The organism is Ligilactobacillus apodemi DSM 16634 = JCM 16172 (assembly GCF_001434405.1).
GTDB classification, from domain to species: domain Bacteria; phylum Bacillota; class Bacilli; order Lactobacillales; family Lactobacillaceae; genus Ligilactobacillus; species Ligilactobacillus apodemi.
On sequence record NZ_AZFT01000054.1, the window covers coordinates 1 to 9,650 of the forward strand.

A 9,650-nucleotide genomic window follows, 5' to 3' on the forward strand; every position below is an offset into this window, starting at 1 on the left:
GATTTCTGTTTGAATTGGTTGGCCTTCTGGTTCATACTTGTCAGCATCTGTTTGTGCTACTTCGTATTGTGCTGTATAGGTAGCACCAGTCGTAAAGGTTGCTGGTAAAGCTGGACTCCATGCATCAGTACCAGATTTTTGAACATAACCTTCATTTGCTACAACTGTTGGTACAGTCACTTCACTTGCATCTGTTCCTTCACGAACATCAAAAATGTAACTTGCATCATCGGCAAATTTACCATTATCTCCAGCTGCAAAAATTACTCGAACATAACCTTCAGGCACTTCTGCATCAGGATTATTGGTACGATCAATCACTTTATCTAAAACATTAACTGTTACTTCACCGGTTTGTGTTGTACCATCTGGATACGTTACGGTTACCGGAACTGTATAGAAACCAGGTGTATTTCCATCTGGTAAGACTGCTCCTTCATTTACTGTAACTACTGGTTGATCAGAGCCAGCTGGATAGTCTGTTATTACTGCAGCAATCACATCATCAGCCGTTGTAGCTTCACCAGCTGGTTTAGTTACCGTACCATATGTTGCAGTATATTGGATATTATCTTTTAACTTGTATTGGGCAACGTAGGTCCCGGCAGCGGTGATCGTTTCTGGTAAAGTCGGATTCCAAGCTGTGAACAAGAAGTTTTCATTTGGTGTTGGAGTTGGAACTGAGACTTCAGAGATCGCTGTTCCTTCTTTTACATCAAATTGAGTTGTTGCACCATCTTCAAACCGACCAGTATCACCAGCATCAAAAGTTATGCGCACATATCCATCTGGGGTTTCTTGAGATGAATCTGTGACTGGGATCACATTTCCGACGACAACTTTAACAGTCGCATCATCAGTTGATCCATCAGCATAAGTTACTGTAGATGGTACCAAGTAAACACCTGGAGTTTTACCATCTGGCAAGGTCGTTTCGTCTTTAGGGGTAACTGTTACGCCATCAGGAGCAGCAACTTGATCTGTTTTACCAGTCTCAGTAAAGAACATTGCACCTGCAAGATCATCAGCAGTGGTTGCTTGACCAAGATATTTATTGATTTGGCCACCAGTTACATCATATTTAGAAGCAGCACTAGGTTCGACTGTTACTTTAACCGTCACTTCTTCAGTTGTACCATCTGGATAAGTCACCGTTACTGGAACTGAGAATTCACCAGCTTCTGTTCCATTTGGCAGATCAGTTTCATTTTTAACAGCTAATGTTGGTTGTTTGGTAGCGGTTGTTGGATAATCGGTCGTAACTTGAGCTAAGACTTCATCTGCTGTCGTTGCTTGACCATAAGTCTTAGTTAACTCACCACCTGTTGCTGTATAGGTCGTTGCTGCATCATCAGCTACGGTAACGGTTACATAGGTGTAATCTTTCGAGCCATCTGGATAAGTTACCTCAACCGGTGTTACATAAGTTCCTTTCGCTGTCAAAGCATCCCCTTTGACAACAACTTCACCTGTAGTTTCATTCACCGTTACATTTGCAGGATCGATCACTTGTACGCCTGCGGGAATTGTTGCTTTAACATCCGCTGGAATATCAGCATCTGTTGCGGTGGCAAATTTTGTGCCTTTTGGAGCAGTAGTATCGGCACCAGTTGCATCCTTAAATGTTGGCGTTACAGGATCAGTATCTTTAGCGATCGTGCCTGTTACTGCAGCATATGTTGGCACATACGAATCAGCTACTGGAATGTTAGCGATAAATGAATCTAACGCTAAAGCATTATTTAAGCTACTCGTACTTTCACCTTGTTCAAAGATAGCTGCTGTAAAGTTAGTAGCACCTGTAATATCACTAGGAACGGTAAATGTTGCTGGAGTGGCAACACCTTCACTATCCGAAGTGATCGTTTGCGCATCACCAAGCGCTACCCCGTCTTTGAACCATTGAATTTGATATTCACGGTTTGGTAATAAGCCACCGACTGTTGAACTTGCTACATCACCTGGGAAAGCATAATGGTCACTTGTGTTGTAGTCTAAAATATCGATCATTGGTTGTGGAGCTAAAATTGCAAAGTTGATCGAAGATAGATTTTGTGCCACTCCAACAGTTGGCATCCCTGGCGCAACAGAATTATTGATTTCTTGGAACATATTGACTGCGATTGCAGGACTCCAAATGTTGTAATTATCAACTAAAGGAGCAACATACATGTAGTCTGTATTGATATGACGAAGTTTTTGACCAAGAGTTCCGTTCCATTGCATCAACTTATTGTTATTTGCATCTTCATCACTGACTAATGTGCCCCATTGATCATCTGAAACAGCTGCGCTCCCCTTGGAACTGGCACTCTTACCATATAATCCTTTAAACGGAATATAATAATTACCATCTGCATCTACTGTAGCTACTACCGTTTCCGCAATGTGAGAGCCCACACCATGTTCTGCTTGATAAGCAGTAATCATTTCTTCTTCTGCAGCTTGCAGATCAGCAGCTGTATAGCCTTTATTGTCTGCTTTCCAGGCATCTAATTGGCGAGTAAGTTCATCATTTAGATACGATGCTACCACTTTAACCCCAGTGGCTTTAACATCGTTACTGTCATTGATCCATTGGTTAGCAAGGGTTCCGGCACCATCACCGTTATCGTACCAAACAGTCCCTTTGATCGCACCATAAGAACCTGTATCTGCCCAAGTACCATCTGCATTCGTTGGTTGACTCCATTCACTTTCCGGTTTAACTAACCAATCTTCTAAATTATATTTTTCTTGTAAAACAACTTGAGCATTAACGATCCGGTTAACTCCGGCCGTAAAATCCCATGATTCATTTTTACGATTCAAACGCGTATGGAAGCCGTAAACCATGTCGCCTTGTTTTACAATACTGTATTTATCAGGATCGGGATTTTCTACCCATGTTCTGATCGCAAATTTAGCATCACCTGCTAATTGGAAAGTATGTTCCACGCCATCGCTACCCACTTCTGGAGTAGAAAGGTCGATCGCAAATGTACCATCTGCATTTGTTGTAGTATAGTATACTTTTGAAACATAGCCTTTGCCATCTGCCCATTGTAAATAAACTTTCATCCCTGCAATTGGCGTATCACCATTACTTGGACGGTAAGCATCGATCCCACTAGAAGCGTCTGTATTGATCCACGCTGTCCCCGAATAAGTCCTAACGGCTGTTGGGTCTCCAGGACTATAGATAGCATTTTTTTGTGCTTCTTCTTGTAATTGATCCGAAATGGTTGGTTCATCTGCTTGAGTCGCTACTGCTTCAGATTCTGCCGTAGCCGTAGTTTCCGCGGTTGCTGCAGCAGTTGCACTTGAAACAGCTTCACTATCGGCGCTTCTAAATGTTGCTTGAGCAGCAGAATTGGCCGAAACATCTGTACTTTCGGCTGATTCTGTGATATCATTAGCGCCGTTAGTGATATCATCAGTAGCTGTATCTGATATAGCTACACTTTCTCCTTCTTGTGCTTGGGTTGGCACAGTTTCGGAAGAAGTATTTTGATCACTTTCCTCTACAGTCGTGGCTGCTTGATCTTCAGTATTTGCGGTACTTGTTGGATCAGTTACGGCTGTTTTTTGTGCTTCAGTAACATCTTCGCTTTGGGTTTTTGTGGTGTCTTCAGCTGTAGAATTTGTAGTAGTTTCAGATGAGGCCGTTTCACCCGTATCATCTAAGACTTCAGTCGCAACATCTGACGTTGCATTTTCATCCGCTAACGCTCCACCTGCATATGCTGCAAAAGTAAAACCAACTAAGACGGATGCGACCCCAACACTAAATTTTTTGATCGCAAATCTTTGTTTACTTGGTTCCATCTTTTGTGTTTGAAGTTTTTTATTATTTTTTGAAACCATGTGATTACCTCCTATCACTTTTACGCTCTGGAAATGTTAAAAAAATCTATAATTTAAAATATTTTCCATAACTTTATATTAAATTCTTTTTAACTTAAAAGCAAATGATACGCCATAACCCCCTTTAAAATTCTATAATATCAAGCTAAAATACACTTTTACCATATTCTAATTCTCAATAAAACTAAGTTAATATCAGTATAATATTTTAGCAATAATCTAAATAAAAATATCCCGATTATACTTAGGTAACAGTAAAATAAACTTTTTTGAATATTGTTGTAGATAGATTGAAAATGTTTGTTTGCATAATATTTTTGTTATCTTAGTTAACAAATTAAAAAAACTTGAGCACGAAATTTTTTTCGCACTCAAGCTTTCTTTGTTAGACAAAGCTAACTTTTAGTCTTTCTCTTCTTTCCAAAACCTACCAAGCCTGCCAAACCTGCTAACAACGTTACTCCAAGCAATGTTTGTGTCGTATCTTCTTCATCACCTGTTTGTGGCAATTCTGTTGCTGTGGTTGCTTTGACCGCTTGTTTTTGCGTTGTAGTTTGCGTTTGAGTAACTGGTGTTGTTGCTTGTGGCTCTGTAGCAACTGTTTTAGCTGTTGGTGTCGTTGGTGTACTATTTTGTGGTTCCGGTGTTGAAGTAGTGTCTTTCTTGTAAATAACTGGTGTATTGGCACCTGGATCAATTGGATCAACACTACCGATCGTTGCACTATATCCTGGAACATCAGGCGTAGTCGTTACAATAACTTTCGTTGGATCATTTGGATCATTCTTGTATTGTGGCGTTGGAGCACCTGGAATCGGAACTCCATTTTCATCAACAGGAACGATCACACCGATCTTCTTGTAAGTTACGCTCGTTTCAAGATCTTTTTGTTGCGTTGGATCACCAGGAACCACCGCTTTATCAGCGTAGTATCCGTTAATAACCGGCACGTTAACTTCAGCATAGTTTTCTTTATCCGGTGTCCAAGGTTCATCTGGATTTAGAATCTCGCCAGTAACTTTATCGATCAACAAGTTCCGTGTCCAAGTTGACGTTTGAACAACATCATCACGTAATTTATTACCATTTTCGTCAACAAAATGAACCGTAGAAGTGTATTGTTTGTTGTATTGATCTAAGTTTGGCCACAATGGACTATTTGGATCATCTGGATTGATCGGCGTTCCTGGTTCATGTGGATCATTTGGACCAACCGGAGCTACAGCATGATTTAACTTAATGATAAATGTTTGATCTTGTGATTCATCATCATCATACGTTGGGTCACCAGCAGCCTTGAAACCATCTTCAACTAAAACATAACCTTTGTTGATAAAGTCTTGGATCTTATCCGCCGTTGTATAATCAATGCGTTCACCTGATTTACCTGTTGTTGTATCAGTTTGGATCGTTTCGCCAGTCTTAGCATCAACATAAACGATTTTAGCTGTTTGATCTTTTGGTACAGGTACATATGTTACAGGAGTATCTTTGCCTGGGTCCTCTGGATCAACAGTCGGTTGTTGTGGTGTATAACCCGGGATATCTGGTACCGGTGTTTCGCCGCCCTTAGTTGGGTCGTTTGGATCATTTTCATAACTTGGTGTTGGCGCCTCTGGGAGCGGATCACCAGCAGGATCAACTGGGATAATATGACCTAACGGCTTATAAGTTACGGTCAGTTCAATGTTATCTTGACTTACTGCTTGATTTGGCACGACTGCAATATCAGCGTAGTATCCAGTGATCACTGGCGTCGTTACCGAATCATAGCTAGTTTTATTTGGAGTCCAGTCCGTAGCCGATAAAACTTCGCCAGTGACTTTATCGACCGTTACTTCTCGTTGCCATGTTGCTTGTTGGACATTATCAGCTGGCGTATTTTCTCCTGCACCAACGTAATGTACCGTCAGCGTTACATCTTTTGTCACTTCACCTGCCTCGCTCGGCCATTTTGGTCCGTTTGGATCGTTTGGATTGATCGGCTCACCTGGCGTGGCGGGCTTATCTGGGGTTGACGTGGTCGTATCATGTTTCAAGGTAACATTGAAGTTTTGATCAACATTATTATCGCCATCAAAGGTCGCATTGCTTGGGAATTCATCGGTCACTAAAACATATCCTTTATCCGTCAATTCTTTGATCTTATCGGCTGTCGTGTAGTTGATCGGCGTGTTTGGATCGCCCGTCACAGTATCGATCGTGATCGGGTCGCCCGTATTTTGATCGATATAGGTGATCGTAGCCTTTTGTGGTTCATCTTTCACATAAACCACTGGAGTATCTTCACCCGGTTTATCTGGAGTCACGCTTGGCGTTGCTGGATGATATCCTGGAATATCCGGTACTGGCGTAGTTCCACCTTTAGTTGGATCATTTGGATCATTTTCATAACTTGGTGTTGGTGCTTCTGGGAGCGGATCACCAGCTGGGTCGACTGGAATGATATGACCTAACGGTTTATAAGTTACCGTCACTTCAATGTTGTTTTGGGTCACTGTTTGGCTTGGAACGACTGAAATATCTGCATAATATCCAGTAATGATCGGCGTGGTCACCGCACTATATGCAGTTTGACTTGGGGTCCAGTCTGTGGAAGAAACAACTTCACCAGTGACTTTATCGACCATTACTTCTCGTTGCCATGTTGCTTGTTGGACATTATCTGCAGGCGTATTTTCCCCAGCACCGACATAGTGTACCGTCAAGGTCACGTCTTTTGTCACTTCACCTGCTTCGGTCGGCCATTTTGGTCCGTTTGGATCATTTGGATTGATCGGCTCACCTGGTGTGGCGGGCTTATCTGGGGTCGATGTAGCCGTATCGTGTTTCAAGGTGACATTGAAGTTTTGATCGACTTGATCATCATCATCAAAGGTCGCATCACTTGGAAATTCATCGCTAACTAAAATATAGCCCTTATCTGTCAATTCCTTGATCTTATCGGCTGTTGTATAGTTGATCGGCGTGTTTGAAGCCCCTTGTGTCCGATCAATCGTGATCGGTTCACCTGTCGTTTGATCAATGTAGGTGATCGTTGCTTGTTGCGTCCCTGGTGTCACCGGAACATAGATCACTGGCGTGTCTTCCCCTGGTTTTTCTGGGGTCACACTTGGTACTTGTGGGGTATAACCCGGAACATCTGGAACTGGCGTTGCGCCACCCTTAGTTGGATCACTTGGATCATTGTTGTATTGTGGTGTTGGTGCACTTGGGAGCGGATCACCATTTTCATCAACTGGGATGATCTTACCTAACTCAGCATATACAAAGTCAACAGTGACATTTTCAGTGCCAAACGTTCCAGTCGCATTAGTTGGTACTGCTGTCAAATAATACCCTGGGATCACTTTAGTATCACTAGTTACATCATAATCCGTACCCTTTGTATAGTCTCCCTTAACTACGGAGTCTGCTAACTTATTACCCTTATCATCTACAAAGTTTTCTGTCAAAGTATACTTATCAACATCATCTTTCACGTAAACAACTTTTGTATCTGAGCCTGGATCATCTGGATCGACCGTTGATGTTTCCGTATGATACCCAGGAATTGTTGGAGTTGGTGTTTCACCACCCTTGGTTGGATCACTTGGATCATTGTTGTATTGCGGTGTTAGTGCATCTGGAAGTGGATTTCCATCTTCATCAACTGGAATGATCTTACCTAATGGCTTGTAAACAACTGGGATCGTGATATTTTCTTGGGTCACTGTTTGAGCTGTTACTTCAGCTGTATCAGCATAATAACCTGTGATCACTGGTGTCGTTACTGCGTCATAAGTTGTCTTGTTAGCGGTCCAATCTGTTGTAGAAACGACTTCGCCGGTAACTTTATCAACAGTGACTGTCCGATTCCAAGTCGCCGTTTGCACATTATTAGCTGGTGTTTGATCACCTGCACCACTATAGGTGACTGTTAAGGTGACATCTTTTGAAACTTCACCTGCTTCGGTCGGCCATTTTGGCCCATCTGGATCATTTGGATTGATCGGCTCACCTGGTGTGGCGGGCTTATCTGGGGTCGATGTAGCCGTATCGTGTTTCAAGGTGACATTGAAGTTTTGATCGACTTGATCATCATCATCAAAGGTCGCATCACTTGGAAATTCATCGCTAACTAAAATATAGCCCTTATCTGTCAATTCCTTGATCTTATCGGCTGTTGTATAGTTGATCGGCGTGTTTGAAGCCCCTTGTGCCCGATCGATCGTGATCGGTTCACCTGTCGTTTGATCAATATAGGTGATCGTTGCTTGTTGCGTCCCTGGTGTCACCGGAACATAGATCACTGGTGTGTCTTCCCCTGGTTTTTCTGGGGTCACACTTGGTACTTGTGGGGTATAACCCGGAACATCTGGAACTGGCGTTGCGCCACCCTTAGTTGGATCATCTGGATCGTTGTTATATTGTGGTGTTTTTGTCCCTGGGATCGGATTTCCACTTGGATCGACCGGAATGATCATTCCTAATGGTTTGTAAACAACGGGGATCGTGATATCTTCTTGCGTCACTGTTTGGGCAGTCACTTCAGCTGTATCGGCATAGTAACCTTCGACCACTGGTGTGGTCACCGCATTATATGTTGTTTTATCTGGCGTCCAGTCTGTTGAAGAAACGACTTCGCCGGTAACTTTATCAACAGTGACTGTCCGATTCCAAGTCGCCGTTTGCACGTTATTAGCTGGTGTTTTTTCTCCTGCATCACTATAGGTGACCGTTAAGGTGACATCTTTTGAAACTTCACCCGCTTCGGTCGGCCATTTTGGTCCGTCTGGATCATTTGGATTGATCGGCTCACCTGGTGTGGCGGGCTTGTCTGGTGTTGATGTAGCCGTATCGTGTTTTAAAGTAACAGTGTAGCTTTGATCAACACTTGTATCATCATCAAACACTGCGCCACTTGGAAAACCATCTGTAACTAAAACATAACCTTGATCTTCTAATGCTTTGATCTTATCAGCTGTGCTGTAATCGATCGTTGCGTTAGAATCTCCGGTAACAGTATCGACTGTGAGTGTATTACCAGTGGTGCTATCAACGTAAGTGATCGTTGCTGTTTGTTGAGTCTGGGTCTTTTTGTAAACAACGACTGTCACATAGTTTTCAGGAATACCAGTCGTTCCGTTATTCTTATATGCATCAGTCAATTGCCCATTTTCAACGATCGTTTCAGGAATTGATAAAATAGCATGCACACTTGAAGCATCACTTGTCGATACACCATTGGCATTTGTCGATTGGATCGATGCAGTGTAGCCCTCGATCGTTGGCGTCGTTACCGCATCATAAGCAGTTGTCGTATTGACTGCATTATTTACTTTCCAACCAGTATCAGCAGTAACTTCATATTTTTCTTTAATATAGTCTAAGATCTCATCAGCTGTATGTGTAGCTGCATATGTTTGAATATCAGCGATCGTCTCAGCGCTAAGTGACAAGGTCAGATCGCGGACCATATTGACTTCTTGAGTAACGGTCGGTGCTGCGGTCGTGCCATCTTCATAAATATACTTGATCGTATTTGTATGTTGTCCAGCAGCTTCATTTACCGTGCTATGTGGGAACCAAATTTGGTGACTTGCACGCATCGTAGAGATCCCATAGTAAGGTGCATCTTTATAAAGTGCCGAGCTCACATTGACAGTTGGATCAGTTTGATTATCTTTGATCGCATTTGCATAAATACCAGATACTAAATCAGTACCACTGATCGAGACATCTTCATTAGCACCGTTGTCATAGATCGGTAAACTTTGGAAACCATTCTTAGCAAATTCAACTTCATTGATATTTAACCAAAT

2 protein-coding genes are annotated in these 9,650 nt (G+C 42.4%); both read right to left on the reverse strand.

Translation table 11 applies throughout. The annotated features are described in order from the left end of the window. On the reverse strand, positions 1-3,846 hold a 3,846-nt coding region (locus FC32_RS10300; protein ID WP_056957439.1), incomplete at its 3' end, for a Rib/alpha-like domain-containing protein. Between the two features lie 395 nt (positions 3,847-4,241). Next, positions 4,242-9,650: mucin-binding protein (locus FC32_RS10305; RefSeq protein WP_056957440.1), on the reverse strand; the 5,409-nt coding region annotated here is incomplete at its 5' end.